Origin of the sequence: Arthrobacter zhaoxinii, assembly GCF_025244925.1 — a bacterium.
Taxonomy (GTDB): Bacteria; Actinomycetota; Actinomycetes; order Actinomycetales; family Micrococcaceae; genus Arthrobacter_B; species Arthrobacter_B zhaoxinii.
In genome coordinates, this window is sequence record NZ_CP104275.1 from 2,318,403 (window position 1) to 2,332,658 (window position 14,256).

At 68.5% G+C, this 14,256-nt stretch carries 13 protein-coding genes; 8 read left to right on the forward strand and 5 right to left on the reverse strand.

What is annotated here, in order from left to right; genetic code table 11:
• The first annotated feature begins 47 nt into the window (after window positions 1-47).
• Window positions 48-1,148 carry an LLM class flavin-dependent oxidoreductase gene (locus tag N2K95_RS10850; protein WP_260651566.1) on the forward strand — a complete coding sequence of 367 codons (1,101 nt, stop codon included), beginning with the start codon at window positions 48-50 and terminating at the stop codon, window positions 1,146-1,148.
• A 9-nt stretch (window positions 1,149-1,157) separates the two neighbouring features.
• Window positions 1,158-1,613, forward strand: coding sequence for a MarR family winged helix-turn-helix transcriptional regulator (locus tag N2K95_RS10855; RefSeq protein WP_260651567.1), 456 nt, complete (start codon window positions 1,158-1,160; stop codon window positions 1,611-1,613).
• Window positions 1,614-1,622: 9 nt separating this feature from the next.
• Here N2K95_RS10855 and N2K95_RS10860 read toward each other — a convergent pair whose 3' ends face one another.
• Window positions 1,623-2,099 carry an Lrp/AsnC family transcriptional regulator gene (locus N2K95_RS10860; protein WP_260651568.1) on the reverse strand — a complete coding sequence of 159 codons (477 nt, stop codon included), beginning with the start codon at window positions 2,097-2,099 and terminating at the stop codon, window positions 1,623-1,625.
• A 186-nt stretch (window positions 2,100-2,285) separates the two neighbouring features.
• Between N2K95_RS10860 and N2K95_RS10865 the strand changes: the two genes are divergently transcribed.
• The 6 genes from N2K95_RS10865 to N2K95_RS10890 all read left to right on the forward strand — a co-directional run bounded on the left by N2K95_RS10865 (window position 2,286) and on the right by N2K95_RS10890 (window position 8,238).
• Window positions 2,286-3,713, forward strand: a complete 1,428-nt coding sequence (locus tag N2K95_RS10865; protein WP_260651569.1) for an amino acid permease — start codon at window positions 2,286-2,288, stop codon at window positions 3,711-3,713.
• Between the two features lie 142 nt (window positions 3,714-3,855).
• Entirely contained in the window at window positions 3,856-4,875 is a 1,020-nt protein-coding gene (locus N2K95_RS10870; RefSeq protein ID WP_260651570.1) for a thiamine pyrophosphate-dependent enzyme, read from the forward strand.
• Window positions 4,876-5,008: 133 nt separating this feature from the next.
• Window positions 5,009-5,974: an alpha-ketoacid dehydrogenase subunit beta gene (locus N2K95_RS10875; protein WP_255790883.1), complete on the forward strand. Its 966-nt coding sequence runs from the start codon at window positions 5,009-5,011 to the stop codon at window positions 5,972-5,974.
• A complete protein-coding gene (locus N2K95_RS10880; RefSeq protein WP_227918229.1) occupies window positions 5,967-6,296 on the forward strand; it encodes a biotin/lipoyl-containing protein in 330 nt (109 codons plus the stop codon). Before N2K95_RS10875 ends, N2K95_RS10880 begins: the two co-directional genes overlap by 8 nt.
• 3 nt (window positions 6,297-6,299) lie before the next feature.
• On the forward strand, window positions 6,300-7,118 hold the full coding sequence (locus N2K95_RS10885; protein ID WP_260651571.1) for an alpha/beta fold hydrolase: 819 nt from the start codon (window positions 6,300-6,302) through the stop codon (window positions 7,116-7,118).
• A 160-nt stretch (window positions 7,119-7,278) separates the two neighbouring features.
• Window positions 7,279-8,238, forward strand: coding sequence for a serine/threonine-protein kinase (locus N2K95_RS10890; protein ID WP_260651572.1), 960 nt, complete (start codon window positions 7,279-7,281; stop codon window positions 8,236-8,238).
• 68 nt (window positions 8,239-8,306) lie between these two features.
• On the opposite strand, the gene N2K95_RS10895 is transcribed toward N2K95_RS10890, so the two are convergent.
• The 4 genes from N2K95_RS10895 to N2K95_RS10910 form a co-directional block, all read right to left on the reverse strand.
• Window positions 8,307-8,477 (reverse strand): hypothetical protein, encoded by a 171-nt coding sequence (locus N2K95_RS10895; RefSeq protein ID WP_255789884.1) that lies wholly within the window; start codon window positions 8,475-8,477, stop codon window positions 8,307-8,309.
• A gap of 95 nt (window positions 8,478-8,572) precedes the next feature.
• Entirely contained in the window at window positions 8,573-9,907 is a 1,335-nt protein-coding gene (locus N2K95_RS10900) for an MFS transporter (protein WP_260651573.1), read from the reverse strand.
• A gap of 114 nt (window positions 9,908-10,021) precedes the next feature.
• Entirely contained in the window at window positions 10,022-13,081 is a 3,060-nt protein-coding gene (locus N2K95_RS10905; protein ID WP_260651574.1) for an AAA family ATPase, read from the reverse strand.
• Window positions 13,078-14,241, reverse strand: a complete 1,164-nt coding sequence (locus N2K95_RS10910) for an exonuclease SbcCD subunit D (protein WP_260651575.1) — start codon at window positions 14,239-14,241, stop codon at window positions 13,078-13,080. The genes N2K95_RS10905 and N2K95_RS10910 overlap by 4 nt, the downstream gene beginning before the upstream one ends.
• Between the last annotated feature and the right edge of the window lie 15 nt (window positions 14,242-14,256).

Consider the following 14,256-nt stretch of genomic DNA (forward strand, 5'->3'; position numbering starts at 1 on the left):
TGCGTATGCATATACTTTAAGAAACACCCGAACATCCGGAGGACACCATGCAGATCGGCGTATTCAGCGTCAGCGACATCACCCGGGACCCCGTCACCGGGAAACTCCCCACCGAAGCTGAGCGGATCAAGGCAGCGGTGGCCATCGCCCGCAAGGTCGAAGAGATCGGCATGGACGTCTACGCCACCGGCGAGCACCACAACCCGCCCTTCTACGCCAGCTCCCCCACCACACTGCTGGGCTACATCGCCGCGCAGACCGAGCGGATCATCCTCTCCACCACCACCACGCTGATCACCACGAATGACCCGGTGAAGATTGCCGAGGACTTCGCCATGCTCCAGCACCTGGCCGACGGCCGGGTGGACCTGGTGCTGGGACGCGGCAATACCGCCCCGGTCTACCCCTGGTTCGGCAAGGATCCGCAGGACTCGGTGGAACTGACCGTGGAGAACTACAACCTCCTGCGCCAGCTCTGGGACAAGGAGACGGTGAACTGGGAGGGCAAATTCCGCACCCCGCTGCACAACTTCACTGCCACGCCCCGGCCGCTCGACGGCGTCGCCCCCTTCGTCTGGCACGGTTCCATCCGCACGCCGCAGGTGGCGGAGATTGCCGCGTACTTCGGGGACGGCTTCTTCGCCAACAACATCTTCTGGCCGAAGGAGCACTACATGCAGCTGATCGGCCTGTACCGCGAGCGCTACGAACACTACGGCCACGGCCGCGCCGACCAGGCCGTTGTGGGACTGGGCGGACAGTTCTTTATGCGGAAGAACTCCCAGGACGCCGTCAACGAGTTCCGCCCGTACTTCGACAATGCGCCCGTCTACGGCCACGGTCCGTCCATGGAGGACTTCACCGCCCAGACACCGCTGACCGTCGGCAGCCCGCAGGAGGTGCTGGAGAAGACCCTGAGTTTCCAGGAGTACTTCGGCGACTACCAGCGCCAGCTGTTCCTGATCGACCATGCCGGGCTGCCGCTGAAGACGGTCCTGGAGCAGCTGGACCTCTTCGGCGAATACGTGCTGCCGGAGCTGCGGAAGGAATTCGATGCCCGCCGCCCGGCGGACGTTCCCGAGGGCCCCACCCACGCCGCGCGCGTGGCGGCCAGGGATGCTGCCGCGTCGGACCCCGCGGTTCAGTAGGCTGGAACAATGCACTCAACGAATGACGCCACGGCGAAACAGGCAGCGGAAGCGTGGGAATCGCTGTTCCGCGTCCAGGTAGGCGTTATGCGTCGGCTGCAGCGGGATCCGGAGTTCCGGGACCTGACCATGCGGGAGTACGACGTCCTGTTCAACCTGACGCGCTGCCCCGGCGGCTGGATCCGGCTCAATGAGCTCAATGAACACCTGCTCATCAGCCAGCCCAGCCTGAGCCGGATGGTGGACCGGCTCCAGGCCCGTGGCCTGGTGCAGCGCCGGCCCGCCGAGAACGACCAGCGCGGTGTGGAACTCTCACTGACCGAGGAGGGACGGGCGGTCCAGCGCCGCCTGGGCCGCATCCACGTGCGCGGGATCCATGAGCTGCTGACCCCCGCCCTGGACAGCACGGAACTGGAACAGCTGAAGGAACTGACGGACAAGGTCCTGGCCAGCCTGGAGGACTAAGCGCGCGGCTCAGATCCCGGTGTCCGCGGCGGCATGCAGCAGCGGCAGCATCCGTCCCTGGAAGTGCGTGTTGAGCACAATCACGGAAGAGGTCCGCAGGACGGTGTTGGTGGAGACAATGGCGTCGATGACCCGCTGCAGATCCGAATTGGACCGCGCTGCCACCCGGGCCAGCAGGTCGCTCTCCCCCGAGACGGTGTGGACCTCCTGGATTTCCGGAATGCGGGACAGCGCGGCGACCACCGCGTCGTGGCCGGTGTCCTGGCGGATGGTGAGCGAGCAGTACGCCACGACGTCGTACCCCAGGGCCTCGGCGTCGATCCGCGGACCCCATCCGGCAATCACTCCGGTCTCCTGCATCCGGTCCAGGCGTGCCTGCACGGTGGCCCGGGCAACCGACAGCCGGCGCGAGGCCTCCAGCACCGACATCCGGGGGTTGTCGGTGAACAGGGTGACAATACGGGCGTCCAGCGCGTCGGTGGGCATGGGGTCCTTTCAGGGGACTAAGCACAGGCAGTGTACAAATTGTATAGCCAGCGGTGCAGCCGGCCGGAACCGGGCAGACACAAAACGGCCTTAAGATGGAATCCGGTATACAGTCCCGCGGCGGCTTACCTGCCAGCCGGCGGCTGTACAGCCAGCCAATCCGTTCGTTCTAAGGCCCCTCCCGCTATGCCCAGTTCCGCCCGCCCGTCCAGCACTGATACTGCACTTCCGGCCGGGGAACCGTCCGGCGCGAAGAAGATGCAGCCCAGGCACCTCGTCCTGATGAGCCTGGGCAGTGCCATCGGCACCGGCCTCTTCGTAGGCTCCGGCGAAGGCATCGCGGCGGCCGGACCCGCGGTGCTGATTTCCTTCCTGATCGCCGGAACCATGGTGATCCTCATCATGCGCATGATGGGCGAAATGGCAGCGGCCGACCCTAGCAGCGGCGCGTTTTCCGTGTATGCGGAGAAAGCCCTGGGGCGCACGGCCGGCACCACGGTGGGCTGGATGTGGTGGTTCCAGATAGTCATCGTCATTGCCGCCGAAGCCACGGCGGCCGCGGCCATCGTGGCCTCCCTGGTTCCCGGCGTCGAGCAGTGGGTGCTGGCGCTGGCGTTCATCATCGTGTTCACCGGGGTCAACCTGGCCGGAGCTGCCAGCCTGGGCGAATTCGAGTACTGGTTCGCCATCCTGAAGGTCGCGGCCATCATCATCTTCCTGGGCGTCGGCGTCGCCTTCGTGGCCGGCCTGCTTCCCGGCGTCGAGTCCCCCGGCACCTCCAACCTCTTCCATAACGGCGGCTTTATGCCCAACGGACTGACCGGCGTGGCCTCCGGACTGCTGCTGGTGGTGTTCGCCTTCGGCGGCACCGAGATCATCACCATCGCCGCCGCGGACACCGAGGAGCCGTCCAAGAACATTGCCGGGGCCATCAACTCGGTGATCTGGCGGATCCTCGTCTTCTACATCGGTTCGGTCCTGGTGATGGTCACCGTCCTGCCCTGGGACAGCGAAGCACTCAGCACCGGGCCGTTCGTGGCCGTCCTGCACGCAGCGCAGGTGCCCGGCGCGGACACCGTCATGGCGGTGGTCATTGTCATCGCCCTGCTGTCCGCCATGAACGCCAACCTGTACGGCGCGTCCCGGATGATCTACTCCCTGGCTGAGCGCGGCCGGGCACCGGGGGCCCTGGGCCGGCTGGGCTCCGGCGGAGTGCCGCGGCGGGCGGTGCTGGCCTCCGTGGTGTTCGGCTTCATTGCCGTGGTGCTGAACTACCTCTACCCCGACACCGTGCTGATGATCCTGCTCAACACGGTCGGCTCCACCTGCCTGGTGGTCTGGGGCATCTCCATCGTTTCCCAGATCATCCTGCGGCGGCGCGCGGAGGCCGCCGGCGTCGAACTCACGTTCAAGATGTGGGCCTTCCCCTGGCTCTCCTACTTCGCGCTGGCGCTGCTGGCGGGCATCGTGGTCCTCGGGTTCTTCGACCCCGACGTCCGCGTCCAGCTGCTGGCGACGGCGGCCCTCAGCACCGTACTGGTGCTGCTGGCCTGGTCCTTCGAGCGGCGCACCGCCGCCAAGGGGCGTGCAGCGTCCGGCACACCGGCCGAATAGGCGCACCGGGTCCCGGCCGGGCCCTTCCCCGGATGCGCAAACTGCGTAGCAGAGAGGGCGGCTGACCGACACATTTGTACAGAATGTGTCATGTTCTGCACGCTGTTTGCCCACTGTGGCGTGAAGCACTAAATTGCGGACTATGGACAATAATCTGCAACCAGCGGCCCTGCCGGCGGAGGAACTCCGGGAGCTGTACCGTCTGGTCACCGCCGTCCGGCAGCTGGACCTCGCCGCGATCGCCTGGCAGCGCCAGGGCATCATCCCCGGTTACGCCCCGGAACTGGGCCAGGAGGCCGCCCAGGTGGGCAGCGCCTTCGCCATGGATCCCGAGCACGACTTCGTTTTCCCCACCTACCGGGAAATGGGCGTGGCGCTGACCATGGGCGTGGACATGACCGCCTACATGTCCACCCACAAGGCCAGCTGGCACGGCGGCCTCTACAACCCGGTGCAGACCCGGCTCGCACCCATCCAGGCAGTGGTCGGCGGGTCCGTGCTGCACGCCGTGGGCTGGGCGCACGGACAGACCCTCGCCGGGAACCCCGGCGTGGCCCTGACCTACTTCGGCGACGGCGCCAGCTCCCAGGGCGACGTCCATGAGGCCATGAACTTCGTCGGAGTCCTCAAGGCGCCGGTCATCTTCTTCGTCCAGAACAACGGCTGGGCCATCTCGCTGCCCACCGAGGCGCAGGTGGCCGGCGGAACCGTCGCCGCCCGTGCAGCCGGGTACGGCATCAAGGCCATCACGGTCGACGGCAACGACGCCGCCGCCGTCGTCCAGGCCACCCGTGAAGCCGCCGCGCACGCCCGGTCCGGACACGGGCCGGTGCTGATCGAGGCCATGACCTACCGCCGCGGCCCGCACTCCACCAGCGACGATCCCGGCAGGTACCGCAGCTTGGCGGAGGAACGGCGGGACGAGGGCGCAGACCCCGTCCGGCTGCTGGCGGACCGGCTGCTCGCCGACGGGATAGCCGACGCCGCGTTCCTGGACTCCGCGCTGCAGGACGCCAACGCCAACGCAGACCGCATCCGCGAGGGGGTTATGGCACTCGGCCCGCGCCCCGGATCCGAAATGTTCGACTTCGTTTTTGCCGAGCCCACCGACGCACTTCAAGCCCAGGCACGCGCCTGGCGGGAGGAATCCGAACATGTCTGAGCAGCTCAGCGACGCCGTGGCGTCCTCCGACCTGGAAGCGGCTGCCCGGAACACCGGCGAAGCCGCCGCGCAGGAACAGTCCGCGGCGGTTTTGTCCCCGGAGGCGGGCGAAGGCCGGGTGGAAAACCTCTCGATGCAGGGTGCCCTGAACCGTGCCTTGGCCGAAACCCTGGCGGAGGATCCCCGGGCGGTGGTCCTGGGCGAGGACGTGGGGCGGCTCGGCGGCGTCTTCCGCATCACGGACGGCCTGCAGCAGCGCTTCGGCGCCGACCGCGTCTTCGATACCCCGCTGGCGGAATCCGGCATCCTCGGCATGTCCGTGGGGCTGGCCATGGCCGGGTTCCGTCCGATCCCCGAGGTGCAGTTTGACGGCTTCGCCTACCCCGCCGTGAACCAGATTGTCACCCAGCTGGCCCGGATGAACTACCGCAGCCGCGGCACCATGCCCATGCCGGTCACCCTGCGCGTACCGAGCTTCGGCGGCATCCGCGCCCCCGAGCACCACGGGGAGTCGCTGGAGGCGCTGTTCGCGCACGTGCCGGGCCTGAAAGTGGTTTCCCCGTCCAGCCCGCACGAGGCCTACCACCTGCTGAAACACGCCGTGGCCGTTCCGGATCCGGTGATTTTCATGGAACCGAAGTCCCGCTACTGGCAGAAGGGCGATGTGTTCCTGGACGACGCCGGCCCCCTGCAGGGCGCCAAGGTGGTCCGTCCGGGCAGGCACGTCACGCTGGTGGCGTGGGGTGCCATGGTGGCCCGCTGCCTGCAGGTGGCCGAGCTGGCCGCTGAGGACGGCATCGAGGTGGAGGTCCTGGACCTGCGCTGGCTCAAGCCGATCGACGCCGAGGGCCTGGCCGCTTCCGTGGCCCGGACCCGGCGCGCCGTCGTCGTCCATGAAGCACCGCTGACCTCCGGCCTCGGCGCCGAAGTGGCCGCCCTGATCACGGAGCGCTGCTTCGATACCCTGCGCGCTCCGGTTGGGCGGGTCACGGGATTCGACGTACCGTATCCCTCAGGCGACCTTGAAGATGAATACATCCCGAACATCGACCGCATCCTGTTCGGGATCCAGCGAGTATTGGAGTACCGGCGTGGCTGAAATCCCCTTCCCCCTTCCCGACCTCGGCGAAGGCCTGATCGAAGCCACCGTGCTGGAGTGGCTGGTGTCCGTGGGCGACCAGGTGGAACGCAACCAGCCGCTGGTCGAGGTGGAAACCACCAAATCAGCGGTGGAGCTGCCCTCCCCGCAGGCCGGACGCGTGGCCCGCACCTACGGCGAGCCGGGTGAAACCATCAACGTGGGCGAACCGCTCATCGTCTTCGAGGTTCCGGACAACACCGCCGGCATCGTGGGCACCGTGCCGCAGGAGGCTCCGGCACGCCGCCGTGTCCGTCTGACCGCTGCACTGGACGAGGACTAAACAGTGGCCGACTACGGCTCCCTGGTGGAGGGCACCGATCCGCGCCTGCAGGTCGAGGTGACCGATCCCGACGGCGGAACGGGCGCCGCCGCGGGCGCCGGAGCGCTGCGCCCGGTGCTGCTGCTGCACGGCTTTGCCTCCAGCTCGCAGCTGAACTGGCACGATTCAGGCTGGATCACGGCGCTGACCGCCGCCGGCCGCCGGGTCATCGCCGTGGACCTGCCCGGCCACGGCGGCAGCGCCGCCCCGGCGGACCGCGACTCCTACCGCCCCAGCCGCATCCGCGCGGACCTGCTGCAGGTCCTCCAGGACGCCGGCGTCGTCCCGCTTGCCGACGGCGACCCGGCCAGTGGCCTGGACATTGTGGGGTATTCCCTCGGTTCCCGCCTCGCCTGGGAATTCGGCGCGACCCAGCCCGAGCTCGTGCACCGCATGGTGCTGGGAGGGCCCGGAAGCGGGGACCCGCTGGCGGAGTTCGACCTCGACGCCGCCCGGCAGGCAGCTGCGGGCGGGGCACCCGTGGAGGACCCGCGCACCGCCGAACTGCTGCGGATGGCACAGCTGGTCCCCGGAAATGACCTGGCCGCCCTGTTCCGGATGATCGAAGCCATCAAGGAGGAGCCCTTCTCCCCCGCGGCTGCGGTTCCGGCCATGCCGCTGCTCCTGGTGGCCGGAGACCGGGACGACCTGGCGGTGACGGCACCGGACCTGGCGGCCCTGAGCGGGCAGGCCGAGCTCCTCTCGCTGCCGGCCCGCACCCACACCAACGCCGTGACGTCGCGGGCGTTCAAGACCGCTGCCGTGGAATTCCTGGGCCGGTAGCCCGCCCTGCACGGGTTACAGCTTCATCACAGAGCCGGACTGTCCCGCCGACATGCATCTGCGCGGGCTACGATGGAAGGGTCGGCGGGCTAGCCTCAGCATAATCAGCCTGCTGATTTATTTCGGCTTGACATCATTTATCCCCCGAGGGAGGACACCCGTGGATGTACTCCTGGGCCACCGCTACCGCACCACCGAACTCATCGGCTCGGGCGGTACTGCCGCGGTCTACCGGGCGGTGGATGAGAACCTTGGCCGGGAAGTAGCCGTCAAGCTTTTCAGCGTGGGGGTCAGCGAGGACGACGAAGACCGCCGCCAGCAGACGGAGATGCAACTGCTGGCTACGCTGAACCATCCCGGACTGGTCACCCTGCTGGATGCCGGTGTCACTGTGGACGACGAGGGACGCAGCTCCAGCTTCCTGGTGATGGAACTCGTGGACGGACCCGACCTGCGCGGGACGCTCAAGGAAGGTCCGCTCTCCTCCTCGGCAACGGCAGCACTGGGTGCCGACCTGGCGGACGCCCTGAACTACATCCACAGCAACGGGGTCATCCACCGCGATGTGAAACCCGCGAACATCCTGCTGTTCCCGCAGGAGGATATGGATACCCGTCTGTATCCGCGGCTCACGGACTTCGGGATTGCCCGGATGATGGAAGCCACCATGGCGACCGCCCACGGTGCCACCATCGGGACCGCGAATTACCTGAGCCCGGAACAGGCCCAGGGCTCCGCCGTGGATCCGCGCACCGATGTCTACTCTCTCGGCCTGGTGCTCCTGGAGTGCCTCACCGGGGAAAAGGCGTTCCCCGGACCGATCGTGGAATCGGCCGTGGCACGGCTGCTCCGCGACCCCGAGATTCCGGAGTGGGTCGGTGCCGACTGGACCGCCGTCCTGCGCGCCATGACCTCCCGCCTGGTGGACGCCCGCCCGGAGGCCCACGAAGTAGCGGTGGCGCTGCGCTCCCTGGCTTCCGAAGCGATGGTGCTGGACGGACCCGGCACCGCGCCGTCGTCGGACGCGTTTACGGCCAATGACCCCGTCACCGGCGAAGGCGTCACCACCGGCAACATCTACATTCCGGCGCCGCCGCAGCACGCGCCCAGCCTCGGCTAAGCAGGCATGGCTTAACCAAAAAGGATCGGTCCCGCGGGACCGACCCTTTTTGGTTAAGCCAGGGAAGGCTACTTGCCGTCGTCGGCCGCTTCATCCTCTTCGGGTTCAAAGTTCGAGGCTTCTTCGGTGCTCGCGGCAGCGATACCGTCCTCGCTCTGGGGGATGGTGCCTTCGGGGCCGCCCTGCGAACCCGTCTTCGACTGGTCCCCCTGGCCGGCTTCCTTTTCGGTATTTCCCATGGTGTATCTCCTTTGTCATGCTCTGGCCTGCTTATTCGATACTAGGCCAACCGTGGCCCAGCCAACACCTGCCAGCCGTTCCGGCGGCCGTCGGTTCAGGCGGCCGTCCGCTTCCGGGCGGCGCGGACGGCGAACAGGCTCAGCAGCAGCAGTGCTGCCGCCGAGGCGGTCGGAACAATGAAGGCGTGGCTGTGGCCGTAGGAGTCCGCCAGCCGGCCGGCGACGGAGGAACCCAGCGCCGTGCCGGTGACGACGCCGCTGGCCAGCATGGTCATCACGGTACCCATCAGTTCGCGCGGGGCCACAATGGCGCCGATGCCGAAAATGCTGACCATGGTCGGCCCCACGGGGAGACCCAGGATCATCAGCACCACAACCATGGTGCCGATGCTGGAGGGCAGGAACAGGAGCAGGGTAAATGCCAGCATCGCTGCGGCGCACAGGACCCAGCGGCCGGCGGTGCCGAAACGCTCGGGCCAGAAGGCAACGGACAGGGCGGCAACGGCGGAACTCAAAGCCATGGCCGCGTAGATCAGGCCAGCGGACGTGGCCATGTCGAAGCTGCCGGCAAACGCCGTGAGGCTGGTCTGGGTGGATCCGAAGAACGAGCCCATGGCCACCATGCCGAGCACCGGAACCATGATCAGCAGCCACTGCGGACGTACCTGCGGGGCCGGTGCTTCCGGTACCGGAGCGCCCTGCACTGCTCCCTTGCGGGAGATCTTCGGGCGGCGTGAGGTGGGGACAACGTGTTCCACGGTGTGGTGGACGGCGAAGGCGGTCACCATGCTCGCGGTCAGCACTGCCGCCAGCGCAAGCGGCAGCCAAGGGGCGACGGCGGCGGCAAGCAGGCCCACGAGGGCCGGGCCGAGCACGAAGGTCAGTTCGTCCGCGGTGCCTTCGTAGGCCAGGGCGGTGTCCATCTCGCGGCCCTGCGGGCGGCGGGAGGTCATGGCCATCCAGCGGACTCGTGCCATGGGGCCGACCTGCGGGCAGGAAGCGCCCATGAACAGTGCGGCCGCAAGCATCCAGAACGGTGCGTCGGACGGGTCCAGGAGCGCCGCGGACAGGAGGAACAGGCCGATGGCGACGGGATTTCCGACGGCGGTGCCCAGGAGAACCGGACGCTGTCCGATCCGGTCCGCCAGGTACCCGAGCAGCGGGGCACCGATCGCGGACCCGATGCCGACGCCGCCGGCGGCGAAGCCGCCCAGCGCGTAGGACCCGGAAACCTCGGTAATGAGGGTGAGCGCCCCGACCGTGAGCATGGCCAGGGGCAGCCGTGCGAGGAAGGCAATGGGGAAGAAGGATTTGCCGGCCAGCGCGAAGATCGCCTGGTAGCGGCCACCGGGGCCCGGACTTTTTGCCGGGTCGGCAGGGATGTGATCAAGGCTTGGCGCCTGAGTGGGGGTGGAGGTGTCTTGGGTCATGGTGCGGTATCCAGGTACGTCGAACCGCACACCGTCCCCCCTCCCGGTGTGCCCAACCCTTGTTCGGAGTCGATTTTACCCACGCCGGGCCGGTGAACCTAACTGGTCAAGACATCACCTGCTGAGGAGGTCCCCGGCGCTGTAGCGGACCGAGGAACCGTTGCGCCCCTTGATGATCTGGAGCTGCGCCGGGATCCGCTGTTTCATTTCCGCCACGTGGCTGACCAGCCCGACCACACGCCCGCCGTCGCGCAGGCCTTCCAGGGCATCCATGACCTCTTCCAGGGACTGCTCGTCAAGGCTGCCGAACCCTTCATCCACGAACAGCGTTTCAATGTTCACGCCGCCGGCCTCCTGCTGGACGACGTCGGCCAGGCCCAGGGCGAGGGCCAACGACGCCATGAAGCTTTCACCGCCGGAGAGGGTGGAGGTGTCCCGGCGCTGGCCGGTCCATTCGTCGGTGACGTGCAGGCCCAGTCCGGCCTTGCGGTTGCCGGACTTCGAATCACTGTGCACCAGGGCGTACCGGCCGCCGGTCATGGCGGCGAGCCGCTCCGTGGCCGCCGCCGCGACCTGTTCCAGCCGGGCGGCCAGGACGTAGGTGCTCAGCGTCATCTTGTATTCGTTCTCGCCTCCGCCGCGGGCAGTATCCGCAACGGACTGCAGCAGGTCCCGGCGGGCGCGCAGGGGCGCGGTGCGTTCGAGCGCCTCTTCCAGTTCGGCGGAGTATTCCGCGAGCCGGACGGCCGAGTCTTCGAGCAGGCGGACCAGCAGCCCCGCTTCCTCCTGGGCCCTGCGCGCCTCCGCCGCCTGCTCTGCGGCCTCTGCCACGTCTTCCTCGTCCGGCACTGCGAGCGGCTCCCCCGCTGCATCTTCCGGACCCGCCGCGGCCTGGGCTTCCCGGCGCACCAGCAGCCGGCGGCCCTGCTCTTCCCAAGCCGAGACCGCCGTGGCGTAGGCGTCGGCGGTGCCGGCATCCAGCAAAGCGTCGGTGACCTCGGCAGCCGTGGCAAAGGCCGTTCCCGCCAGTGCCGCATCCAGTTCCGCACCCACGCGTTCCGATTCGTCGTCGGCCGCGGCTGCGGCACCGGCCGCTTCCCGTGCCGCGGCGGCAAGCTCCGCGAACGCGGTGAGGGACAGGACCCGTTCACCGATGCTGTCAAACCCCTGCAGCGCCGCAGCAATGCGGTCCGAGAGTTCCGCTGCCTGTTCCCGTGCCGCGGCGGCACGGGAATCCGCCTGTGCGGCGGAAATGAGCGCTTCGGAACGTGTGCTCTCCGCTGCTGCCAGCTCCGCCCCGATGGCGGCCAGCCGGCGTTCGGCTTCTGCCAGCGCCCGGACGGCGCCGCGGGCCTGCTCCAAGTCGGCGCGGGCCGCATCCAATTGTTCCTGCGCAGACTCAGGGTCTCCCGCTCCGCCGCGGGCACGCAGCGCCGCAGCTTCCTCGGCAGCTGCGCCGGCCAGGTGCCTTGCCTCGTCGTAGGCGGCCTCCGCCTTGGCTGCACGCTTTTTCGCTTCCTGCTCGGCCTCCCGGGTTGCCGGTGCCTCACCGTCCGGCAGCGCGGCCGGATGCGGGTGCTCCAGTCCCCCGCAGACCGGGCACGGCGCTCCGTCTGCGAGTTCCTGGGCCAGCTCGGCAGCGGCCTGGTCCAGTCTGGCCTGCAGCAGGTCCTGCCACGCCTGGCGGAGGTCCTGGTATTCCTGGCGGGCGTCCGCTGCGGCCTTGCCGGTAGCCTCCGCCCGGGTGCTTGCTGCGGCGTAGCTGCTGATGGTTGCCACCAGCTCTTCGGCCGCGGCCAGGGCAGTTTCGGCCCGGGTTTCCCCCTCCGCCAGCCGTGCCAGCCCGGCTGCTTCCCCGGCCAGCCCGGTCTCCTCCGCCCGCAGTGACGTCAGTGCCGTCACTGCCTCGGCGGCCTGCGCCCGGTACCCCTCGGCAGCTTCCGTCTCCGCCGCGGCGCGGGTGAGCAGCGCGGAAGCGCGTTCCTCGTCTTCCAGGGCCGCACGGGCAGCCGCGAGGTCCGTACCGACTCGTGCCGCCAATCCGTCCGGCAGTGCCTGTCCGGCGTCCGGGAGGACGTTGTAGGCCGGAGCGAGGGTATGGGCGGCCAGATCCTGCAGGGCATCGGCGGCGTCCGCCCGGCGGGCTGCCGCCCGCTGCGCGGCCGTCTCCGCCGTCCGGACGGTGCCGGCCAGCACGGACGCCGCGGCGGAGGTCTGAAGCGCGGCCCGCTGCGGTTCAATCTCCGCTTCAGCCCGGGCATGTTCGGTTTCCTCCCGGATCAGCTGCTGCAGCGCCAGTCCGCGGGCACGCCGGTGCTCGAACTCCTGCAGGTGCTTCTCGGCGTGTTCGCGTGCCGTCCGCAGTTCCGTGAGTTCCTTCCGGGCTGAAACGCTGCGGAATTCCAGCTCCGCCCGGAACTGTTCAAGTTCCGCTTCTCCCTCATCGGGCCCGACGGCGCCGTCACCGGCCCCGCTGCCGGCTGCCAGTTCATCGCGGTAACGGCGGATTTCGTCCCGTGCACGCAGCAGCACATGCTCGGACCGCGACTGCGCTGCCTCAAAGCGGTCGGTGGCTTCGACCAGCTCGGCCTTGAGCCGGCGTTCAATGTCTTCGAACCTGGAGGTCCCGAACAGCTGCTGCAGCAACTGCTCGCGGGAGGCCGCATCGGCACGCAGGAAAGCGGCAAAATCGCCCTGGGGCAGCATCACCACCTTGGTGAACTGCTCCCGGTTCATCCCGAGCAGTTCGGTGATCTCCGCGCCGGCTTCATCATTGCGGGAAGACTTTTCCACCCAGACACCGTCGACGAATTCCCGCAGCAGTGTCTTGGCCTGCTCGGTCACGGTGCTTTTCCCGCCGGCACGCTTGGCGGGTCGTTCCCACTGCGGACTCCGGGCCACGTCAAAGCGCCGGACGCCCGAACTGAATTCCAGGACCACCTCGGGGGCGGTGTCCTGGTCGGCGTGGTCGCTGCGCAGCCGCCGTCCCTGCTGCCGGGCGCCCGGGACACTGCCGTAGAGCGCGAAGCAGATGGCGTCGAGCACGCTGGTCTTGCCGGCGCCCGTGGGTCCGTTCAGCAGGAAGAGCCCGTGGGCGCCGAGCTCGTCGAAGTCGATGGTCTGGCGCTCTGCGAACGGACCGAAAGCCTGCATTTCCAGGCGGTGGATTCTCACTTTGCTGCCTCTGCTTCGCGGACCTTGTCCAGGATTTCGATGAAGAGGTCCTTTTCCTCATCCGCTGCGCTGCGTGACCGGACATGCTCGAGGAAACCGCAGCAGATGTCGAGGTCGTCGGTGGCCTTGGCCAGCCGCTGGCTGTAGGTCTGGGCGGGCCCCCGGGCGCCGCCCTCCGGGTCGAAAGCCAGCACCAGGGTGTCCGGGAACCTGGTCCGGAGCCGTTCCATGGCCTTGGCGGGCCGCTGGCTGTCGGTGAGGGTGACCTGGCAGTAGGCGTCCTGTGCATCGGTGAGCGCCGGGTCCACCAGGAGGTCGTCGAGCTTGCCGCGCAGCACCGCCAGCCGGCGGGGGGCCGGCCAGGTGACCGGCTCCACGGACGCGAGGCCGCCGCCGTCGAACTCCAGCAGCCATCCGCCCTTCGCCTGCCGGGCTTCGGAGAACGAATACGGGAGCGGGGAACCGCTGTAGCGGACCGTGGTGCTGAGCTGCTGGCGGCCGTGCAGGTGGCCCAGGGCCGTGTAGGAAAACTCCTCGAACAGATCCAGCGGAACGGCGCCCAGGCCGCCTACGGCGAGGTCGCGTTCGCTGTCGCTGCTGATGCCGCCGCTGGCAAAGGTGTGCGCCATGACCACGGACGCAACCGGCTGGCCCGCCTCTTCGCGGGCAAGGATGTCCGCGCGGATCCGCTGCAGGGCGGCGTCGGTGACGGTGAAGTGGCTGGGGGTTTGTACCCCCAGGTCCGCGGCGGCGAGCCGCGGCTCCAGGTACGGGATGCCGTAAACGGCCACCGGCCGGCCCTCGACGGGCAGGATCACCGGGCGGTCGATGTCCTCGTAGCGGGTGCGAAGATGCACGCCGGCGCGCTCAAACAATGCACTGCCGAAGCCCAGCCGCGCGGCGGAATCATGGTTGCCGCTGGACAGCACCACCACGGCGCCGGCACCCGTGATGCGCTCCAGCGCCGAATCCAGCAGGCGCACGGTGTCCACTGCCGGCAGCGCACGGTCATAGACATCGCCGGATATCAGCACGGCGTCCACCCCCTGGTCGCGGACGGTGTCCACGAGCCGGTCGATGAAGTCCGCCTGGGCGTCGAGCATTCCCACGCCGTGGAAGGAGCGGCCCAGGTGCCAGTCTGAAGTGTGCAGTAAACGCATGTCTTAAAAAGTACA

Coding starts and splice junctions, on each gene's coding strand:
- N2K95_RS10900 (WP_260651573.1), bottom strand. CDS start 9,907: ATGACCCAAGACACCTCCACCCCCACTCAGGCGCCAAGCCTTGATCAC.
- N2K95_RS10910 (WP_260651575.1), bottom strand. CDS start 14,241: ATGCGTTTACTGCACACTTCAGACTGGCACCTGGGCCGCTCCTTCCAC.
- N2K95_RS10855 (WP_260651567.1), top strand. CDS start 1,158: ATGCACTCAACGAATGACGCCACGGCGAAACAGGCAGCGGAAGCGTGG.
- N2K95_RS10895 (WP_255789884.1), bottom strand. CDS start 8,477: ATGGGAAATACCGAAAAGGAAGCCGGCCAGGGGGACCAGTCGAAGACG.
- N2K95_RS10860 (WP_260651568.1), bottom strand. CDS start 2,099: ATGCCCACCGACGCGCTGGACGCCCGTATTGTCACCCTGTTCACCGAC.
- N2K95_RS10870 (WP_260651570.1), top strand. CDS start 3,856: ATGGACAATAATCTGCAACCAGCGGCCCTGCCGGCGGAGGAACTCCGG.
- N2K95_RS10875 (WP_255790883.1), top strand. CDS start 5,009: ATGCAGGGTGCCCTGAACCGTGCCTTGGCCGAAACCCTGGCGGAGGAT.
- N2K95_RS10865 (WP_260651569.1), top strand. CDS start 2,286: ATGCCCAGTTCCGCCCGCCCGTCCAGCACTGATACTGCACTTCCGGCC.
- N2K95_RS10850 (WP_260651566.1), top strand. CDS start 48: ATGCAGATCGGCGTATTCAGCGTCAGCGACATCACCCGGGACCCCGTC.